Annotated in this window: 16 protein-coding genes and 1 pseudogene; 6 read left to right on the forward strand and 11 right to left on the reverse strand. The window is 43.9% G+C overall.

Features of this window, described 5'->3' with window-relative positions; genetic code table 11:
* The first annotated feature begins 47 nt into the window (after window positions 1-47).
* Together H8S65_RS12375 and H8S65_RS12380 are read left to right on the forward strand one after the other, a co-directional pair.
* A complete protein-coding gene (locus tag H8S65_RS12375) occupies window positions 48-878 on the forward strand; it encodes a hypothetical protein (RefSeq protein ID WP_186930266.1) in 831 nt (276 codons plus the stop codon).
* 31 nt (window positions 879-909) lie between these two features.
* Window positions 910-1,806: an endonuclease/exonuclease/phosphatase family protein gene (locus H8S65_RS12380; protein WP_186930267.1), complete on the forward strand. Its 897-nt coding sequence runs from the start codon at window positions 910-912 to the stop codon at window positions 1,804-1,806.
* On the opposite strand, the gene H8S65_RS12385 is transcribed toward H8S65_RS12380, so the two are convergent.
* The 9 genes from H8S65_RS12385 to H8S65_RS12425 form a co-directional block, all read right to left on the reverse strand.
* A complete protein-coding gene (locus tag H8S65_RS12385; RefSeq protein WP_186930268.1) occupies window positions 1,781-2,869 on the reverse strand; it encodes a DUF4249 domain-containing protein in 1,089 nt (362 codons plus the stop codon). The two genes, H8S65_RS12380 and H8S65_RS12385, sit on opposite strands and share 26 nt — an antisense overlap.
* A 6-nt stretch (window positions 2,870-2,875) precedes the next feature.
* Window positions 2,876-5,596, reverse strand: coding sequence for a TonB-dependent receptor (locus H8S65_RS12390; protein ID WP_255489191.1), 2,721 nt, complete (start codon window positions 5,594-5,596; stop codon window positions 2,876-2,878).
* An 81-nt stretch (window positions 5,597-5,677) separates the two neighbouring features.
* A complete protein-coding gene (locus H8S65_RS12395; protein WP_186930269.1) occupies window positions 5,678-6,700 on the reverse strand; it encodes a DUF4249 domain-containing protein in 1,023 nt (340 codons plus the stop codon).
* 4 nt (window positions 6,701-6,704) lie between these two features.
* A complete protein-coding gene (locus H8S65_RS12400) occupies window positions 6,705-9,365 on the reverse strand; it encodes a TonB-dependent receptor (RefSeq protein ID WP_186930270.1) in 2,661 nt (886 codons plus the stop codon).
* Window positions 9,366-9,378: 13 nt separating this feature from the next.
* Window positions 9,379-10,224, reverse strand: a complete 846-nt coding sequence (locus H8S65_RS12405; RefSeq protein WP_186930271.1) for a FecR family protein — start codon at window positions 10,222-10,224, stop codon at window positions 9,379-9,381.
* Window positions 10,225-10,279: 55 nt separating this feature from the next.
* Window positions 10,280-11,041 carry an outer membrane beta-barrel protein gene (locus tag H8S65_RS12410; protein ID WP_186930272.1) on the reverse strand — a complete coding sequence of 254 codons (762 nt, stop codon included), beginning with the start codon at window positions 11,039-11,041 and terminating at the stop codon, window positions 10,280-10,282.
* Window positions 11,042-11,122: 81 nt separating this feature from the next.
* On the reverse strand, window positions 11,123-11,638 hold the full coding sequence (locus H8S65_RS12415) for an RNA polymerase sigma-70 factor (RefSeq protein ID WP_186930273.1): 516 nt from the start codon (window positions 11,636-11,638) through the stop codon (window positions 11,123-11,125).
* Window positions 11,639-11,852: 214 nt separating this feature from the next.
* Window positions 11,853-12,905, reverse strand: a complete 1,053-nt coding sequence (gene trpS / locus H8S65_RS12420) for a tryptophan--tRNA ligase (RefSeq protein WP_186930274.1) — start codon at window positions 12,903-12,905, stop codon at window positions 11,853-11,855.
* Between the two features lie 111 nt (window positions 12,906-13,016).
* Complete coding sequence (locus tag H8S65_RS12425) at window positions 13,017-13,889, reverse strand: ion transporter (RefSeq protein WP_186930275.1); 873 nt, start codon at window positions 13,887-13,889, stop codon at window positions 13,017-13,019.
* 240 nt (window positions 13,890-14,129) lie between these two features.
* On the opposite strand from H8S65_RS12425, the gene H8S65_RS12430 reads away from it, so the two are divergent.
* The 4 genes from H8S65_RS12430 to H8S65_RS12445 all read left to right on the forward strand — a co-directional run bounded on the left by H8S65_RS12430 (window position 14,130) and on the right by H8S65_RS12445 (window position 19,860).
* Window positions 14,130-15,683 (forward strand): ATP-binding protein, encoded by a 1,554-nt coding sequence (locus H8S65_RS12430; protein ID WP_186930276.1) that lies wholly within the window; start codon window positions 14,130-14,132, stop codon window positions 15,681-15,683.
* A gap of 154 nt (window positions 15,684-15,837) precedes the next feature.
* Window positions 15,838-16,974: a 6-bladed beta-propeller gene (locus tag H8S65_RS12435; protein ID WP_255489192.1), complete on the forward strand. Its 1,137-nt coding sequence runs from the start codon at window positions 15,838-15,840 to the stop codon at window positions 16,972-16,974.
* Window positions 16,975-17,045: 71 nt separating this feature from the next.
* Entirely contained in the window at window positions 17,046-18,053 is a 1,008-nt protein-coding gene (locus tag H8S65_RS12440) for a DUF4934 domain-containing protein (protein WP_255489193.1), read from the forward strand.
* 628 nt (window positions 18,054-18,681) lie between these two features.
* A complete protein-coding gene (locus H8S65_RS12445) occupies window positions 18,682-19,860 on the forward strand; it encodes a 6-bladed beta-propeller (protein ID WP_186930278.1) in 1,179 nt (392 codons plus the stop codon).
* A gap of 129 nt (window positions 19,861-19,989) precedes the next feature.
* Here H8S65_RS12445 and H8S65_RS21395 read toward each other — a convergent pair.
* Both H8S65_RS21395 and H8S65_RS12450 read right to left on the reverse strand, forming a co-directional pair.
* Window positions 19,990-20,115, reverse strand: a pseudogene (locus tag H8S65_RS21395) (AAA family ATPase); the annotation flags it as partial.
* A 343-nt stretch (window positions 20,116-20,458) separates the two neighbouring features.
* Complete coding sequence (locus H8S65_RS12450) at window positions 20,459-21,532, reverse strand: winged helix-turn-helix domain-containing protein (protein WP_186930279.1); 1,074 nt, start codon at window positions 21,530-21,532, stop codon at window positions 20,459-20,461.
* Window positions 21,533-21,697: the final 165 nt, after the last annotated feature.

A 21,697-nucleotide genomic window follows, 5' to 3' on the forward strand; every position in this document is an offset into this window, starting at 1 on the left:
ATATCTAAATTTATTTTTATCTTCGCAGAAATTAAATGAGTTGTTGTATGAAGCGGGGAATAAATTTAATCATCTTGTTATTGTGCGCACTATGTCTGCAAGCACAATCCGATCTGACTTGGATCAGAACCAGGGAAGGGAAAATGGTGGTAGTGCCCAAACGGGCGGTTTTCGACCTGAACCTGCCCAAGTTCGCCTACAAAAGCTTCACGCCATCGGACAGGCAACTGATCGAAGCCAAGTTGCGCGAATTCATTCCCGACCTTCCGGTCCAATCCGCCTACGACCAGGAGCGCCCGATGGATATGATTATTTCATCTGCCGCCTATCAACCTTTCTTCAATCCGTACACACCGATGTTAAGACGCGTTTCGCCGATGGCGTTGGACTTCCACGAAGTCTCGATCGTTCCCGTTAGCGAACAAGTGGCCTTTATCACAAGCGGCAGGCAATACACATGGCCCGGTGTCGGCGGCCTGACCCGGATCAATACGGAATTGCTATGGACGCACGACAGGTTCTCCCTGTCGGGAGGCGCTTTCGGCGGACGCTATTTCACCCCGTTCAATCCTTCCCCCCAATTCATGGGCGGCTTCAATGCAATGGCCAGCTACGATTTGACCGATTGGATGACGCTCAGAGGCTGGGGACAATATACGTTTTACGACCACAATGAGAAGCGGAATCCGCACATGTTGATGAACCCGTTCTACAATCATACAAGCGTAGGCGGAGCATTCGAATTCAAGGTGAACGATAGCGGCTTCAGGGTCGGCGTAGGGATCAACTACGAATACAATCCGATCCGCGGGAAAATGGAACGCCAGTTCATGTTCTATCCGGCAGGCAAGATCGGGACGTTCCGGATCGGTAACTAAACGTAAGGGAAAAGAATAAAACAACACAACCATGAAACGACTTCATCTATTTTATGCTTTACTATTCACATTGTTATTCCCGGTAATAAGCAACGGGCAATCCACCGGGAAAGAGAAACTACGGGTGATCTCCTACAACATCTGGAACGGTTTTGAGAAAGATGCCTCCCGCCGGACAAATTTTATCAACTGGGTGAAAGGGCAACAACCGGACATTCTGGCCATGACCGAACTGGTAGGATTTACCGAAAAAGATCTCGGAGAGTTGGCTTCCGAATACGGACACAAGTATTATGCAATCGTGAAAGAAGAAGGATATCCGGTCGGCGTTACCTCCAACGAGCCGATCACGGTAGTCAAAAAGCAGGTAGAAGGCTTCTGGCACGGTATGCTTCATGTAAAAACGCATGGGCTGGACATCATCGTAACCCATCTCAGTCCCCACGATTGGAAATTCCGCCTGAAAGAAGCCGGGATGTTGACGGGATATATACAAGAAAACCACCTGGACAATTGCATGATCATGGGGGACTTCAATGCTTATTCTCCTTTTGACGCCGATTGGGTGGAGACACACGCCCAACTGATCGAGAACATGCAAAAATGGGATGCCGATCAGGAAACATACCGGAATACGCGGGACGGACGGTTCGACTATTCCGTTCTGTCCGAGTTTCTATCGACCGGGCTTACCGATATATGCCGTATGTACATCCCTGCCGATAAACGGACGACATTCCCGTCTGCTTTCCTCTATGGTTGGCAACATGGCGACACCCGCCTGCACGGGATAGGCGAACGGTTGGATTATATACTGGTTTCCCCTTCGCTGGTCTTCCGGTGCATCGATGCCCGCATCCATAACGGAATAGAGACGGAAGGGATTTCAGACCATTATCCGGTCAGCGTGGATCTTCAAAAGAAATAAGATCTCTCTCATCCCACTCGTAAATACATTCCGTTACGCTACCCAGCACTCCCGTTCCCCCTTCCACATTGGAAGGGAGACGGATCGGTTCGGCAAAACCGGATGACGCGAGATCGCCTGTAAAAGAGCCGGATTTAAGTTCCTGCAATGTCTTCAGGTAATCATAATAGTCCTTAGAGATAGCCTGCAGATAAAAACGGAACTTTTTAGGATAAAGGATCGACTGGTCTTCCTTGCTCTGATAAAGAGTATAACCATACCATCCGATAGGAAGCCGCATGGCATAAGTCCGGCCATCTATCAACTCGTCGGAAAAGGCCCCCCAATAGTTGTTCTGGGAACCTCCGGTTCCAAAAATATAATCGAAAGCGGTTACCTCGTTTTTAAACAACGGTTCTTCGGAAAAATGGATATAGGTTGAACTCCAATAAACGGTATCACCCTGATTTATTTCGATACCGTCAAATCCACCTCCATATCCTGGTCCATACTCATATCCATACCCATATCCGCCACGCCAGAATTCTTTCCCATAAATCAAGTAATAGTTCGCCTCTGCCGGTTCATCCTTGACCGTCAACTCCAATGTGTAATTTACACTATATTGACGAACAGAATCATCTTCTACAACCAATGATTTTTGCGCCAGCAATCGACAACCGGCAACCGGCATAGGCGGTGGAAGTTCCGAAACTACGGCAATGTCAGGATAGCCGGGAGCCGAAGCCGTGATACGGATACGGTCACCAACCGAAGGAGAATAGGCCGCTTCATAAGAACCGGATCGAGCTTCTTCGGCAGGAGCGACAAACGCCAACTGTTCATGAAAAACATCGTTCACATATAATTTCACGTCTGCATCCGGGATCGTCAGGTTAGGCTTTCCATCCGTATGAAACCAGGTACGGGAAAGGTTTGCGCGTACCGGTTCACCGGCTTTTACGACCCCGTTAAGCACTAACTTCGGATCGGGCTTGATGGAATTAAGATCGACGACTTGTTCGCAACCCTGCAATAGCATTGCCAAGAAAAGCAGGAACGGGAATATCTTGTTTGTCTTCATCTTCATTTAAAATTTATAGGTATAGCCAACAGACGGTATTATCGGTAAAAAACTATATTGTTTAAACACGGGGTACGACTTGTTTGTAGCCGAATCATACTCGTCCGTCTTTTCTATCATAAAAGGGTTCATCCGGCAATAAGCATTGTAAACACTGACATTCCAGATACCCATACGTCCTTTTTTCTTCGGACGGTAAATATTGATCCCCAAGTCCAAACGGTGATAGGCCGGAAGCTGGTAATTGTTGCGATCGCCATAAAGGTCGAACTCCTCTTGGTTGGAACTATAGTATGGGTTCTCAGACGGAGGATTCAGCCCCTCGTAATTTTCGGTCGAGAGCGTAGTATAGTTACCGGACGTATAGGTCCAGGCGGCCGAAAGCTCCACGCGCTTCGAGAGTTTATGCATGACGACAATATTCAACTTATGGCGGTTGTCATAGCGGGAAGGAAACCGGCGGCCCCCGTTCAGCTCGTCAAATTGGCGGTCCGACCAGGCAAGGGAATAGCCGATCCAGCCGGTCGTACGTCCTGCTGGTTTCCTCACCATCCATTCCAAACCATAGGAGCGTCCTTTTCCGGCGACCAACTTCCGGTCCCATGCAATCGAAGAGGGAACCAGGCTGTGCCCATCCTTATATTCGAGCAGATTACGGCTATCCTTATAATATCCTTCCATCGAGAAGTCCAGATCCTTCCAGTTGTAATAGGCGCCCAGCGAATACTGGTCGCTGATCAGCGGCTTCAGGTTGCGGGTGACAGGCATCCACGAATCGGTCGGCAAATTGAGGAAGCTGTTGCTGATAAGATGCACATATTGATTCATCCTCGAATAGGAAGCCTTCAAACTAAGGTCTTTGCCAAGCAACCAGCGTAGAGAAAGGCGTGGCTCGACGCCGGTATAGGTCTTCCGGTCGATATTGAAAAGGCTCAAACGGACTCCGGCGTTCAGACGGAGCGCAGGTGTCAATGTCCAGTCGTCTTCTGCAAATGCCGACAACTCGTGTGCCAGCAATTTCTCGTTGCTGAACACTTTACCGACCTGCATGGAGTCCGGTTTATCGCTCTCCTCCGTCAGGAAACGGCTGTATTCGGGACGGAAATCATGCCGGACATAGTCGCCTCCGAAACGGATATGATGGTTAGACACCGGCTGATAGTCAAACGACGTGCGGACACCGAAATCATTGATACCGGAAGCGCTGACCGTTTCGTCGAAACTCAGGGAATAGGCTTCGTTATTATAATCCCACGCCTTCTCTTCTTCCCGATAGGATATTTTCGCATTATAACGGGTATAGAAACCGGCAATCTTGCCGAACAGGCGGTTATTGAACGCATACGTCCAGCCTGCGGAAGCAACGAGATTCCCCCAGCGCATGGAAACATGCGTTTTATCCAGATAGCTACTGATAGAACCATCCTTTCCCGGCTTGTCTTCACTTGTGGCCTTCAGCACATCGTTTCCATTGTAGATACTGACAAAGAGACGACTCCGATCGTTGACACGGTGGTCCACGCGGGCATTCAAATCATGAAAGGCGTAACGAAAATTGATATCGGAACTCTTATCTTTTTTCACGGCATTGAAAATGGCCAGTGTAGGTGCGGTAATCACATCGAACCAAGTACGGCGCAGAGCGATCGAAAAAGAAGTACGGTCTTTGACAATCGGACCTTCCAGGCTCAGGTTCCCCGCAATCAGTCCGAGCGACGCGCTACCGTGGTATTCCTTCATATTCCCCTCCTTCGTCTGCACATCGACAACCGACGAAAGACGACCGCCATAACGGGCGGGAAAGCCAGCCTTATAAAAATCCATACTTTTGACCGCTTCGCCGTTAAAAGCGGAAAATATTCCTCCCAAGTGGTTAAGCTGGTAAACTGGGTTACCGTCTATCAGAAACAGGTTCTCGTCGACATTCCCCCCGCGCACGTACAAGCCGGAGACACCTTCTGTCCCCATCGACACACCCGGCGTCAACTGTAATGTCCGGATAATATCCGCCTCACCCAGCAAGGTCGGAGTGGCGCGGATCGTTGCCTGGTTTACCTCCAAAGCCCCCATCTGTACATTATGGACGGGCGAACGCAACGAACGTTCATTGCCAGTCACCACCACTTCGCCGATCGAAGCATTCGTCTGTAAAAACAAGGTAAGCATCGTATCGCGTTCCAATGCGGGAAAGTCGAGTTTCCGGTTTTCATAACCAATATAGGATACCGAGATCCGTACCGGATCATCGGAGGCAGGTATCGTAAGGCTGAAAAAGCCAAAAGCATTCGTAGCGATCCCCATCCGGCTACCTATATCATACACAGAAGCCCCGACCAGGGATTCTGCGGAAGTTTTATCCCGCACAAAACCGCTGATCGTGACCTGCCTGGGTTTGCGTTTCAGGACGACAATGTTTCCTGTCCTCTTGTACACGATCGGATAGCTGGCGAAAAGTTGTGCCAGGCAATCGTCAAGTGCTGCATCTTTCACTTTGAAACTCGTCTTCTGAAACTCCTTCAACAAAGATGATTCATACGAAAAAGTCACTCCGGCTTGCTTCTCGATCTCCGTCAGAATCTCTTTCAAAGATACTTTCTGCATATTCAATGTAACCGTTCGGACATCATCTCCACCGTTTACCTCTGCCGACAACTTCTCCGACATCAAAAAACAACTCAAACACACAATAGCATAGGTAAACCATCTCTCCAACACAAACTTCTTCATCTTATCTTTATTGACTTTTCATTCATAAGACAGGAAAAACGAAAAAACCCCTATCGGAGAAGGGGAAAAATAAAAAAGAAATCAATCATATGAGGCAAACGGATTCCAGTAAGGTTCCTCCTCCATGCAAGGCATCGTGAAGCGGCGGTGATAAAGCTGGTAACCGGCAACGATACCGAAGCCGTCTTTCACATTCGTATAGGTGGCCGAGGGTTCGACCAGCCCATCCAAATAAGCATCGCCCAACGAGATGGAAAAGTTCTGTACAACCGTCAGGTAATGGTAATAATCTTCCGAAACAGCCAGCAACCGGACATCATAATGTACGGTCGTCACAACCGAATCGCCCGCATACGAATAGTCGACGGGATAAAAAGACGAACGGACGGTATATTCGTTTCCGTCAAACATGTCATCGGTAAACGTGCCCCGGCAGGTCTTCCCGTTCAACTGGTCTATAGCCGGATTCGTAACGGTTGTGCGGAACACCGGGTCTTCATAGACCAAGCCCAGGGAAGAATATAAATCATAATCCGTATGATACATGGAACTGACGACTATCACACTGTCCCCTTTCTGATATTCCGTAATCTTCTCCACCATCAAACGATAATAATTCCGTTTATCCGGCTCATCCCGGAAGCGAATGTATAAACGAAGAGAAGGATATTCATATCCCTGGTAGCCGAACTTGAAAAAGCGGACCGTATCGACCGAAAGTACTTCTATCGGATCAGGAATAAGCGTTTCCCCTTCTATAGGATCGAATCCAGGTGCAGCCGCTTCCAGCCGCAGGCGGTCTCCGGAAGCGACACGGCATCCGGGTAAAGCATATTGCCCCGTATACCGGTCATTTTCTACGGGTTGCATCGTTCCTTGCAGACGGTCGTTCACATAGACCCGGATTGTCCCGTCCGTAATACCGTCGTCCGTAATCGTGTCCAATATAAACCAGCTTTTCGACAGGAAAGCCGTCACATCCTCATCCGGCGAGACAGATGAATTAAGCACCAGGAGCGGAGGCACAGACGGCAGTTTCAACACCACATCGCGGGTACAGGCGGCAAGCAAAAGCAAGTATAACAAAAACAGGCAATTCTTCATGACTTCAGAATTTAAAGGTATAAGAGACGGAAGGGACGAAGAGGAACAACAAGGTCTGCTCCAATACGACCTCACGCCCGCTTTCATTTTGATAAGTCCGGGGACGGACGGTAAACGGATTCGGCTTAAAATAAGCATTGCACAAGCTCAGGTTCCAGATCCCCATACGCCCGTTCTTTTTGTAACGATAGAAATTAGCTCCCAAGTCCAAGCGATGGTAAGGTGACAACTGGTAGTTATTCCGGGAACTGGCACTCGCACCTCCTGTCCATTCGAAAGCCTGTCCGGGCCTGTCATCCGTCAAATCCGGCGATGGACGGTAATTCACATCCTGTATGGTGATATGGTTACCCGATTTATACATCCAGGCGGCCGTCAGCTCTATCTTTTTGGATAAGCGGTAGGAGGCCACAACATCGATCTTATGCCGGTTGTCGTACCTGGAAGGGAAACGTTGCCCTTTATTGACCGTTCCGTCCGGGAACCAGCGGTCGGACCAGGAAAGCGTATAACCGATCCAGCCGTTGAAACGTCCGGCTTTCTTCCGAACCATCAGTTCCATCCCATAGGAACGTCCTTTTCCCACTCCTACCCGGTCTTCCCAACCGGCAAAAGCAGACAAGGCGGGACCGTTATCCTTATATTCCACCAGATTATTCATCCGTTTATAATAACCTTCCGCCGAGAAATCCAAACCTTGATAGTGCCAGGCCAGGCCGCCCGTCACCTGATGGGCATTCATCGGGCGGATATTTCCCGTCACCGGAACCCAGATGTCCGTCGGCTGGCTGATATAACTGTTGGACAACCGGTGGATATACTGGTTCATCTTCGTGTAGGATACTTTAGCCGACACCCTCCGTCCCAACAGATAACGCGCAGAGAAACGGGGTTGAAGGGACTGGTAAGTCTTCCCCTCCACATGGAAAAGCGTAAAACGCAGGCCGGCATTCACCCGGAGCCAGTCGGTGAGCGACATCTCGTCTTCCGCATACGCCGAAACCTCATGTCCATGGATCAGTGAATGCGAAAAGACGGTGTTGTTCATCTGCGTAATGACCGAATCCTTATACCAGGAACTCATATTGCTCTGTTCAGGACGAAAAATATGAAACAGATAATCCCCTCCCATCCGGATACGGTGGTCCACATTCGGACGATAGTCAAAAGAGGCCCGCAGGCTTACATCTTCCATCGCCGAACGGTAATGCCCCTCCTGGAAGTAGAGCTGTCCGCCCAAATCCTGGGATGAGACAAACGTATTCTGTTTCTGGATAATATGAGAGCGATACCGGGTATAGCCACCCGTAAAAGTGGCAAACAATTTTTTATTGATCAGGTAGTTCCAGCCGGCAGAACCGATCAGGTTCCCCCAACGCCAGCAAAAATCCCAGTCTTGTCCATGCATGTCTTTCGCTTCTTCCCCATTCCGGTAGCTGTCGCTTCCCATATAAAAACTGAGATACGCACGGCTCCGGTCTGTAAAAGAATAATCGACTTTTGCATTCATATCGTAAAAATGATATCCTCCTTTTACCTTCGTATCGGATTTCTTATTGAAAGCAGTCATTATCGGCCAGGTAATCAACTCCATCCAGGTACGGCGCACAGAGACGTTAAACGACGACCGGTCCTTGATGATCGGCCCTTCCAGATTGGCACGCGCTGCCAGCAGACCGACCGAAATATTCCCATGGTACTCTTTCCGGTTCCCTTCGTTCGTACGAACGTCTATAACGGAAGAAAGTCTCCCGCCGTACTCCGCCGGAAAACTTCCTTTATAAAAAGTGGCATTCTTTATCGCATCCGGATTGAAAGCCGAAAAGAAGCCTAAGACATGATCCGTATGGTAAATCGGGTTTCCGTCCAGCAGGAACAAGTTATCGTCGCCATCCCCTCCCCGTACGAACAGGCCGCTCATCCCCTCCGTCCCGACTGTCGTACCCGGCAGGCGTTGCAAAGTCTTGACAACATCCGCTTCTCCTAATAAAGCCGGCAAGGACTTCACCCGGCTCGCCGAAATATCCGATACGCCGATCCGGCTTTTCAGGACTTCCGACCGGGGAGAAATTCCCCTGACCACCACCTCTCCCAGTGTGCCGGCTTGTTTCAGGGACAGGTCGATCATCGTGTCCCGTGTCAACTCGAAGGTGACGGTACAACGTTCATACCCGACATAAGAGGAAGTCAGCACCACTTTCCCCGGCGGCAACGTTATGCTGTAAAACCCGTAATTGTTGGAAACAGACCCTTTCTTAGAAACCCGGTCTATGACTGTCGCCGAAATCAAGCTCTCGTAGGAAGCGGAATCGCGCACAAAGCCGCTGATCGTATACAACTTGGGCTTTCGTTTCAGGATCACATACTGCCCTGTCATCCGATAGACAACCGACAGAGGATCGAATAACCGTTTGAGGCAATAGGAAAGAGATTCGTCATGTACTTTCAGAGACACTTTTTGATACTCTTTCAACATAGACGATTCATAAGAAAAAAATATCCCGGTCTGCCTCTCTATTTCCAGCAGGATATCCTGCAACGGAACCTGCCGCATATCCAACGTAACAGTCGGAGTCGGATCAGCCGGAAGAAGCAAAGGCTCTTTTGCACGGATCAGCGGGCAACACAAGCAAATCCCGAAGACAAACAGGTAAACACGATACATATATATATTATTCTTATTTTTCAGCCTGAGACACCAACCGGATGTCCAATGTCTGATTGATAACCATCAGTACTTCATCAAGAGGCAGATCATTGAATGTGGCTGTCAACCGGGAATCCGGCGAACCCGTCTTATTCGTGATCTTCACATGATAATAATCCCCCAGGTCTTCGATTACCTTTTCCAAAGGCGTATCGTTGAAACGCAGTTGTTTCGTTTTCCACGAAAGATCATTCGGTTTTTCTTCCGTTCCGATATTTATTTCTTTCTTCTCATCCGAATAAGAAGCAGACATTCCGGCTGTCAGGATAGCCGGTTCCAAAGCTTCTCCAGCAGCAAAACGGACTTTCCCGGTTACGACATTGACCTGCGTAACGCCCGGTTGCTCGTTTACTTGGAAACTGGTTCCCAACACCGTCACTTCCGTCAGAGCCGTATGAACGGAAAAGGGGCGTGCCTCATTCCTCTTCACTTGGAAAAAAACTTTCCCTGTCATTTCCACAACACGCCTTTCCTTTCCATATTTCTTCAAATCATACCGGAGTGTCGAATTTCCGGCCATCGAGACCAGCGTACTATCCGGCAGATAAACATCTTTCAACTGTCCCGATGCAGTAACGACAGATACCCATTCGGGATTATTCCGATCTTTCATATAAAAAGTACCGAATCCAATAAGCAAGAGCACAACAGAAGCTGCCACCATCCAGTAACGGCGGAAAGCGACCTGGCGACGGATTCCTTGCCGGGCGGCAAACCGCTCCCAGGCCTTATCCTCATCCAGGCTTCCCTCTTTGTAGCGCCGGGCTACAAAACGAAGGCGTTTTTCAAATCTATCATCTTGCTCGTTATTCATCATTCTAATTGACAATTGATAATCGACAATGGACAATCGCTATAAAACCCTCCATTGTCTATTTTCCTAATTTAAATTTATACCCGACAGACAAGCTGAAGGTATGGTATTTCAAGTCGACCGAATCATACTGATACTCTTTGCCCAAAGAGGCATCGTATCCGACGTTCATCACACAGGAACCTATTTCCAATCCTACCTGAAACGATAGTCCCCAGTCGAAAGTGTTATCGTGTGTCCAACTTTCATGGCTAAAGCCTTGCCCCAACCATCCGCCGCCATACACGTTACCACCATAATAATAGGAGCCAGAACCATAACTTCCATAACCATAACCGTCACTATCACCCGGCGTATATTCGTTATACTTGCCTATATTTTTATCCCCCAACGAATAAGCGACATAAGGACCGGCTGCTAAATTCAACCGTACGTGATCCGCTAACCTAAATGAAAAATTTGCCATCAACGGAACCTGCAAAAAGTGACGATTCGTCTTATAATAGCTCTCACTAAAAGTGGGCTTCAATTGATTGTTAATTGCCGGGTAAATGCTCCCGAACGAAATCAATTGTCTCGAATATCCCCGCTGGGTATAATACATGCCCGATTTTAACGAGAAACGGTCCGGCCTGACAGCAAACTCCACTCCAACCCCGATTTTCCAACGGGCATTCCAAGTGTAGCCCGGTTCACTGAAATAAGAAGGGCCGCCTCTCTTGACAGACATCATCCCGACTTCCGGCGTCAGCGACCACCGCTGTGCGCTCACCGATACCACACTCATCATCAACATCACAAATAACACGAATTTCTTCATTTCTCTTTTTGCATTAGTGATACATAAACATTTTAACCTTTCTATCACTAAGACAGGAAATCTGAAAAAACCCCTACTTATTCAAGAAAAAAAGAAACAATAAATCCGTACAGCAGTTTCCCGCAAAGTTTTTAACGCTTTTCCTATCTGATTTTCAACTGTTTTAATGGAAATATGCAACTCCTCCGCAATCTCCTGATATTTCAATCCGTCCCGCTTGGAAAGCAGAAATATCTTCTTCCGCTCGGCAGGCAACTTATCGATAGCTGCCCAAAGGCGCGCATCACGTTCCGATTGATATATCTGTTCCTCTTCCGACAGGTCCTCCATATCGGCAATACATTCTGTCGCCTGTAATGTATCGGAAGATTGGGCGACCAGCGTAAGTGAACGGTTCCGTACCGCCTGGTAGAGATAGGATTTAAAGTTAGCAATTACCACATTATGGCTGTTTTTATCCCAGACGTCGGCAAAAGCCTGCTGCACGACATCCTCGGCATCTTCCGTTTTTTCTGTAAAACGGAGTGCAAACAGGCACAGGGGCTTATAAAGCTCCTTGAAAATACATTCAAATTCTCCCGCAGATATTGCCGCCATACATTTGTTACTTGTCTCTATTCACTGCAAAGTAAGGTAGTTTTCTATTTAATAATCCGATTTTCAGGTTCTTTATTATGTTTTTAATAAATTATATCGCACAATATCACCTTCATACGCACATAAAAAGACACGGATTACACAGACTGCACGGTTTTAATTAATCCGTGAGGTCCGTGAATCCGTGCCTCAAATATATTAACCCGGAATACGTTTATCCTCTGAATCCGATAATCTCGCGCACTTCACGCAACGTTCTTGCAGCGCTCTCGCTTGCTTTCTCGGCTCCCATACGGGCTACTTTCGCCAAATAGTCTTCATCGGAACGAATATCTAAGATACGTTCGCGAATCGGAGCGCAGAAATTATTGATGTCTTCAGCCAATTGCTTTTTCAAATCTCCGTAACGGATCTCGCAATTGTTATATTTCTCATTGAAAAAATCGAACGTATCTTTTGTCGATACGATTTCCATCATCGTAAACAGGTTGGCAATCGGTTCGGGCTTCACACTGTTCGGCTCCGTCGGACCGGCATCCGTCACAGCCTTCATCACCTTCTTCTTGATTGTCTTTTCATCGTCGATCAGGTAGATTGCATTACCTTCGCTCTTGCCCATCTTGCCGGACCCGTCCAAGCCGGGCACTTTGATCGCCTTACTGGAATAATAGAAAGAGGCGGGTTCCGGGAAACATTCGACCCCGTAAGTCGAATTGAAACGGCGGGCAAAACGGCGGGCCATTTCCATATTCTGTTCCTGGTCTTTCCCTACCGGCACTTTTACAGCCTTATGAATAATAATATCGGCAGCCATCAAGGTCGGATAAGTCAACAATCCGGCACTGACACTGTGCTTATTGCTTTCATTGAAGATTTCTCTTTCCACATCGCCTTCCGAAGTGTTCACCCGGTCGATATGCAACTGTTGGCGTGCCTTATCCTTGAAAGAAGTAGTACGCATCAACTCGCCGATTCCTGCATTCATATTCAGATACAGATACAGTTCGGGAATTTCGCGCACATCGCTCTGAAGATAGATGGTCGCTTTTTCCGGATCGATACCGCAAGCCAGATATTCAGCCAGGATTGTCTTAACACTGTTACGGATATTATCAGGATGCGGATGTGTAGTCAACGAGTGCCAGTCTGCAATAAAGAAAAAGCAATTATACTCATTTTGCATTTGCAAAAATCCTTTTACTGCTCCGAAGTAATTCCCCAGATGCAAATTACCCGTTGGGCGAATGCCGCTTACTACTGTTTCCATTTTCTTTCTTAATTATTTATATCAAATGGCGACAAAGATAATAATTATTTTGACAGATTCCGAATCTTTATATTTCTGAAAGGAACCCGGCCTATCCAATATACTGAATTATCATTTCCCCGTATCTGGCCGGTCCAATTTCCAGCCGCAATATTTACAATATTCCGCCCCTTCTTCATGTCCTGCCTGGCGGCAATGCGGGCATTCCAGCTTGCTTCTTTTACGTTGTTGCCCGACCATTGTGGCCGACACAATCCCCGTCGGGACAGCGATAATCGTATAACCGATCAGCATCACGATCGCCGACAGGAAACGCCCGACGGGTGTCACCGGCGTTATGTCTCCGTAGCCGACAGTCGTCATCGTCACGATCGCCCAATAGATGCTGTTCGGAATATTATTGAACTGCGTACCGGGCTGGTTTCCTTCTATCATATACATAATCGTACCGATCGAAGTCACCAGGATCAAGACAAAAAAGAAAAACACGAATATCTTCGGTGCACTGATCCGGAGCGACTTCAATAACATATTACCTTCTTTCAGGAAATTAAACAGCTTAAAGACACGAAAAACGCGGATCAGCCGGAATACACGAATCACAAGCAGGTAGCGTGTACCGGCAAAGAAAAAGCTCAGATAGACCGGCAATGTCGACAACAGATCCACAATCCCGAAAAAACTGAAAATATACTTTTTGGGCTTTGGCGAGCAATAAATACGAACCAAGTACTCAAAAGTAAAGAAAGCCGTAAACACATACTCCAATATCCGTAGCCCCAACGTATAATGGTATGAAAAAGACCGTATGCTCTCCAATACCACCACCAATACGCTTGCGATAATAAATCCGATCAGGCAGGTGTCGAACAGTTTCCCCATCGGAGTATCCGACTCGAATATAATGATATACAGCTTCTTCTTCAATTTCTCATCATGAAGAAAAGCATCCACACGTTCCCGCATTTTCGAAAAAAATCTCATAATCCGAATCTTTACTCTACTAAAACAGTCGAAGTTTATTAATGTTACAAAGATAGTAAAAACAAAAATCAATAAAAGGGAGGAACACTCAAAACGAAGCGTCGTCCACATGCCGCAGGCTCTCTATTTAGCGGGCATTCAGTCATTTCAATCGGGCAGGCTTGGCTATACGAAGAAACATTACTATCTTTGTTGTATTACGAACTGAATACACAGTTCAGATAGATAAAAAGAATAGTTATGAGCAATAAAATTTATCCTATAGGCATACAAAACTTCGAAAAGCTTCGTACCGGCGGTTATTTCTATATCGATAAAACCGAACTTATCTATCGTATCATTAAAACCGGCAGCTACTATTTCCTGAGCCGCCCGCGCCGCTTCGGGAAAAGCCTGCTCATATCTACTATCGAAGCCTATTTCCAAGGCAAGAAAGAATTGTTCGAAGGACTTGCCATGGAAAAACTGGAAAAAGACTGGATCGATCACCCGATCCTACATTTAGACCTGAATGCAAAAAAATTCGATACGGAAGACGACTTGCTCCGGCTGATAGACCGCCAGTTTCTCATCTATGAACAGAAATACGGTTCTGCCCAATCAGACGAAACGATAGACGACCGCTTTGTCACACTCATCCGGAAAGCCTATGAAAAGACAGGCCGCAAAGTGGTAATCCTGATAGACGAATATGATAAACCTTTACTGCAAACCATAGAGGATGACGTTTTACAAAAAGAGTATCGTGAAACCTTAAAAGCATTCTATGGAGTAATGAAATCGATGGACGGCTATATTCAGTTCGCCATGCTGACAGGAGTGACAAAATTTGGAAAAATCAGCGTATTCAGCGATCTGAACAACCTGGACGACATTTCTATGCGCGAACCCTACGTAAACATCTGCGGAATTTCCGAGCAAGAGATACACGACAATCTGGAAGAAGAACTTCATGAACTGGCAGACATACAGGGCATGACATACGAAGAAACCTGCGCCAAACTCAAAGAGTATTATGACGGTTATCATTTTGCAGAAAATACCATCGGCATATACAACCCGTTCAGCTTGCTCAACACATTTAAATACAACAAGTTCAGCAATTATTGGTTCGAGACCGGAACTCCTTCCTATCTGGTTGAGCTATTAAAGCGAAGCCATTATGATCTGGAGCGCATGGCAAGCGAAGAGACCAGTTCGGATGTACTGAATAGCATTTATGCAGATTCGTCAAGCCCTATTCCGGTAATCTATCAAAGCGGATATCTGACTATCAAAAGTTATGATGAAGAATTCGGGATTTACCAGTTAGGTTTCCCCAATCGGGAAGTGGAAGAGGGATTTGTACGATACCTGATGCCATTCTATACAAGTATAAACAAGATAGAATCTCCCTTCGAAATACAGAAATTCGTCAGTGAAATCCGTAAGGGGCAACCTGACGCGTTTCTTCGGCGCCTGCAAAGTTTCTTTGCCGACACACCATACGAATTGGCCCGCCAACTGGAATTGCATTACCAGAATGTACTCTTTATCGTTTTCAAATTGGTTGGCTTTTATACGCAAGTCGAATATCATACAAGTATGGGGCGTGTCGACTTGGTTTTGAAAACGAATGACTACATCTACGTGATGGAATTCAAATTGGAAGGCACTGCTCAGGAAGCATTAAAGCAGATTAACGAAAAACAATATGCACTTCCATTCGCTACCGACTCACGGAAATTATTCAAGATCGGAATAAATTTCAGTAACCGGTTGAGGAATATTGAGGAGTGGATTATTGAAGAATAATACGAAACTCCTCGACTATCCCCCATTTAATAACAAAAGAGGCTGGAAATCACCTGATGTCAAAGGAAAAGCATCCTACTCAAGGATCCACTGACTAATAAAAATTAAAATACAGACAACAGGATTTCTTCCCTTATTATAAAATAATTGGACTATGAATACTAAAATATTCTCCATTTTTCTTATTATATACATATTCAATACAAGTAATATGACAAGTATAGCCCTTCCCTTTAATGAGAAAAAGGGAATTCAGATAGACATGAATGAATATCAGAAAATCATTTTGGATAACTTAATTTCAAATATTTCCTGTACAAAACTAACCAATACCGTTTTTGACAACTGCATAAACATGCTTTCCTATAAAGATTACTTATACTTTATGGGACAGACAATTAGCGGAAAGAATGTTTACATATACCACAAATCCGGAAAGTTTATAAAAGAAATTACATTTTCTGATGCTCTGTTGGTTAATTCGATGTGTATTATTCCAGAACTGGAAGAGTTGTGGGTGGTAAGCCGATTCAAAATTATCAATAAATTCAAATTAGACGGTACACCTGTGAAAAGAATATCCTTGCCTTTTCCTTGTGCAGCTATCATCCCTACAGATGGAGAAAATTTCTTAATTTATTCAGGGGGAGCATATACGGATAGAGGAAATATCGAAGGACATTTCATTGCTCTTACCGATTTCAAATCCATCCATAAATTATATTTGCCGAAATGGGGGAAAAAAGAGTGGCCTTTTTCTCCCTATAATTTATATACAACCAATCAACTAAACGATATCTTTATTTTACCAGACGAAACAGATACAATCTATTTATACAATCGTTCTAAGAAAGAGGTTACTCCTTTTTATACACTCAATTTCCACAGTGACTTTCTTACAAAAGATAGAGTACCTGAAAAAGATAGTGAAATGAGCCGAATAATTACAGAAAAACTATATATCCATAATATATATAGTTTTTATTCAACCTCCGGATATTTCTTTTTCAAATTAATTGGAAAACGAAACGACTTTTGCATGATTGATCTAAAAGATAATGCCCTTTACTCTTTCGACCGTCTTTTTGACAATTTTAAATCAAACGAAGTAAATCCTTTTGTGGGTTCCGATAAAAACCATCTCTATATGCTTGTACGGGAAAAAGACCTGGCCGTCCATTATCTGAACATAAAATGCACCTACCCGGCTATCCGGGCTATTTTACCGGATTTATCCATTAACGGTAACAACTGGATACTACTAACGATTAAAATAAAGAATGAAATATGAGACCTATCACCCAACTATTCCTGTGTGTCTGTTTAATTTTTACTTCCTGCTCAAACAAAGGCAGAACTGAAATGTTTTTGGTTGAAGACCTATCGCCCAAAGAGACACATCCTAAATGGACGGAACTGTTCACCGATCGATATGAAATCACTCCGCTGGAAACAACTTCCCAATGCTTGGTCGGTCAAATAGACAAAATACGGAAATATCAAGGCCATTACTATATCCTGTCTTCCAATGGGAGCAGCATTCTCCATTTCGATAACAACGGTAAATTCGTATCAGCTCTAAACAAGCAAGGACAAGGACCGGAAGAATATCCACGGATCGAAGATTTTGACATATATAAAACAGGAGGCAAGACCGAAGTATGGATATCCGACAACCAGAGCCTGAAAATTTATGACGCGACCCGTTTTTCTCTTATCAGGAAGATAACCTATCCATTTATGATCCATAAATTTAAAAGGATGGACAATTCGCACATATTACTTGTAACCGGACAAAACAAGAATATTTTAACTTTGACGGATAAAGACGGGAATATCATCACCGAATATCTGAAAAAAGAAATTCCTTATATCATGTTCCGACCTGTACAGTTCGTTGCCTATGGTTCCGATTATCTTTTCCAACTTGGAATCTCCAATACATTTGTCTCATTTAACAAACAAACGGAAAAATTCCGGATGGGACAATATGTTGCTAAAGGCAACTATCTAAACGAAAAACAACTACTGGAATTATTTCAAACACATGGTACAGATTTCATCATGGAAGCAAACAAAAATTCCTACATCAATAATATTATGGCTTTAGGTAACACGATCTGGATACAGACACACCAAAACGGCAAAAACTACCTGACAAAGGTACAAGGCACGCAACATATTTCAACCGAATTTTCGTATGGAACAACTCTTTCCAGTATTTCTGATACTGAAAGTGACAACAGCCTGTTGCTCTACATTACCCCTGACCGACTTTCTGAATATGGTAAAGAGGTCAGCGACAAATTCGGCAATACAATCACAGGGAATATGGAAGACAATCCATACATCTTGGAGTTTTTCGAATAAGATTATTTTACAATAAAACTACAATAACCCCCTTTTTACCATTTTTCCATTTCATCTGGAATTCCGGTTCATTTTGCTCAGACACCTTGCACAATTTAGCCATTTCACGGTGACAGCAAGTGCCATGTGGTCGGCAGTTTATCCATCTTAGGGCTTTGTTTTGCTACCCCAAACAGCAAAACAGTAACAATATGAAAAACCTCAACTCCTGGAGAATCGAATATATACGAACGAAGTCGATTCGCGTCCCGTTTACGCCAAAAGCATTTTTCTGCTTTTCTCCCGTGAGGTGCGCAGGACTTTCCCACGACGACCGTCTTCGTTGCCATGGGCTGCCGAGATCATGGGTAGTGACGACCGTCTTCAGGGTGATGAAGTCCCTTGTCAGGGCGATGAAGACGGTCGTCATGGAGAAAGACCGGCAAATAAATGAAAAAAGCGTCGTTTTGCCTATTGAAGAGGAATGCTTAACACTTATACATCCAAATGTGAAAAAATATTTTATTTACAATAAGGCATCGGAAATTGGAAAATATGCTTACAGATTTGCTCGAAAATAACCTGCCGTACCTTTGATTACTCCTGTTTTTCTTTTATTTTTGCAACTACACTGTTCTTAATTAACGAGATGAAAGAAACGATCCTGTTTTTTATATTTATTTTCATACAATCTTGCTCTATTGACAAAAGAACGGTAGAACAAGATAAATCAGTGGAGATTATTGATTGTAAGGAAGAATACATTTCTTTAGCAGATTCTCTAACCACTCATTTTATACCACTCGAAACGAGAAGCGAATGTTTGATCGGTTCTATTTCTGAAATCCAAATAGTGAATAATTTAATCTATATTTTGGAAGGTAAAAAATCTGAGGACTTGTTTGTCTTTGATTTAGATGGAAAATTTATCACAAAAGTAGGAAAAAAAGGAAATGGGCCGGAAGATTTTGCAATGATAAATAGCTTTGATATTGACACAACCAATAATCAGATTGTTATTTCAGATAAATATCGGAAAAGGATGCTTTTCTTCGATTTAAAAACCTATCGGTTTAAATATGCTATAAACAACGATTTTTCTTATACGAATTTTATTAGTATGGGAAATAAGAAGCTGTCATTTTGGGGATGCAATGGTTTTCGGAATCCCCAAAAGCGTGCTGACTCAAATTTATATTATATACAAACAACTGATTCTTCACTCGCACCGGAATCCGTTTCCCTTAAAGCTGATTTTACAACACCTTACACCACAATGGTAAAACCAGGTAAAACCCACCTTTATAGAACAGGTGAAAAAGGAATTTATGCATATCATCACTTGTTTCCAGATGTATGGCAATATACAGACGACGGACAATTGATAAAAAAATACCACATCGAATTAGAGAATTTCAAATTTCTTGATTTAAATTTCGCAAAAGGTGAAGCCTCTCTATCCGGTGTGAACAGAGATTATACGAAAGCATTGGATCGTTCGGACTATATCACAGGTTACAGAATCGATGAATGCTCCAATTTAATTTGTTTTTCAATACAAAAAAAATTGATGCCTGTTCAAGCGATATATAATAAAAAACAAAAGAAAGGATACCTGTTTTCTTTGAAAGATTATTATCGATCCATGAATTTAGGAATGCTGATGTTTCCGGCCGGATCAACAAACGATTGTATTATCGGGGTTATTTCTATGAATGAAGATATGGAACATGTTCAAAAAGATATGCAGCTTTATCAGATAGTAAAAGATAAAACATTGGATGATAACCCTATAATTTGTCTATATAAATGGGGAAAAGAATTGTAATGAAATTATTGCTATTTTCTGCAAGGCGACAATATCCTTGGATCGAAACATAAGGACTTTAGCTATTCCACTCTTCAATATTCCGCAACCGGTTACTGAAATTTATCCCGATCTTGAACCGCTTTCCGGCTCTACTTTATCGACATTGGTGTAGAATGGCATTAAATATTTGATAAACCCTTCTTCCACTTCCCGATTGGGGAAGCCTAAACGGTAAATAGCGAATTCTTCGTCATAACCTTTAATAGTAACGTCCCGACTTGACAAGACGATAGATAAACTTGGAGCCGTACATTCAACTCGCAATACAACAAAGATAGTAATTTCCTGTTTTTCCGGCTATGTTTCTCATAAAAACAAAAAGCATACATCAACGATTCTGCTACTTCCTTATTGCCATTCCATCCCTTATTGTATAGTTTGTCTTAATACCCATTGGTCCAAATCGAAACTCTACCGCATCTATTTTGATTTTCTACCCCATATTTTTCAATTTATCCGCAGGGATAATATTTTTTAAGAAACAGCCATTTTGATAATCGACTGGGAAATAGATGTATACAATTTTAGGCGTAATTAGGGGAGGATATTGTATTTTTTAATGCGATTTCTCATCAATTGTGGGAGCATAGATGATCATTTGATAGCCCACACCCTTGATTGTTTCTATCTGAATGACAGGTATTTGTTCCAAGTGTTTCCGTAAATGACGAATCGCATTAGCTACAGCGTCACGATCTGTTTTAGATAATCCATCTTTCGTCGATCGGGCCAATACATCTATACATATTTTTTCATAGGTCAGTTTATGCTCTTCTACTTGTACAAAAAGGTAAAACAATCGTAACGAGTTTTCTACCAGGCGAATATTTACTTCATTTTTATAACATAAATCGCCATGTTCTTTATCAAAAATCAAGTCCTCTGCCAATTCAACCCAGGAGATTGTCTTGGAATGAATTAATGGATCAGGAGTTGGCAACCGTTTTTCTTTTTCTTGCAATTCTTCTTGCTTTTGTAACAATTCCTGTCGTTTTAGCTCATGTTGTTGTTGCTGCTGCAACTCCTGTTCAGCAATCTTGCGCATTTTCTTACACCAGAAACGATAACCTCCAATAACGCCTCCTAACAACAAAAGTCCCAAAACCAAAATCCCCCACATTAAATAACTGTGCCGCCAAACCGTCCCAAAAGGAAACTTGATATAGGCTTGTAACATGATCGTTCTATCAGGGTTCTCATCAATCCGATAAACAAATTGCTCCAAGGGAAGTGCCTCTTCATAAAAAGCATCATTGGAAGAAGTTTTAATAACACATCCTTCCCTTATACAACAAAGAGCCGTATTTGCCTGAATCTTATGTTCTAAAAGTGTAGCACGAAAAAGGCTGTCCAAGAATGCACGGGTTGAATCTTTATAAAAAAGAAAATCCTGGTCACACCACTCTTCTTTTTCTGTTCCCGATATTTTGTTCGGAGAACTCATTGGATCATAATTACCAAATCTCCGCCCCATCCTCAATATTTTCTCTTTTTGCATCACCTCTGCAAATATCAAAGATGATTCTGAACATAATTTATTTAACTGTATATGGAAAGCACTCCATAACCACCAACTGAATAAACAAGTCAGACTCACACAACTTAATATCATATAAATCTTTTGTTTCATACCAAAAATCCTCCTATTTTATCCTTGACCACGGGCTAAGTTTTCTGACAATTTGCTGACACGCATACTATAGATCAGTCAGTTACCAACAATTTATCTCCCGTCTTTCTAAAAGCACTTGCCTAAGTCTATTTTATAGATACTTTTGCATCAACCTCTTATTGC

It is taken from the genome of Parabacteroides hominis (genome assembly GCF_014287585.1).
GTDB classification, from domain to species: domain Bacteria; phylum Bacteroidota; class Bacteroidia; order Bacteroidales; family Tannerellaceae; genus Parabacteroides; species Parabacteroides hominis.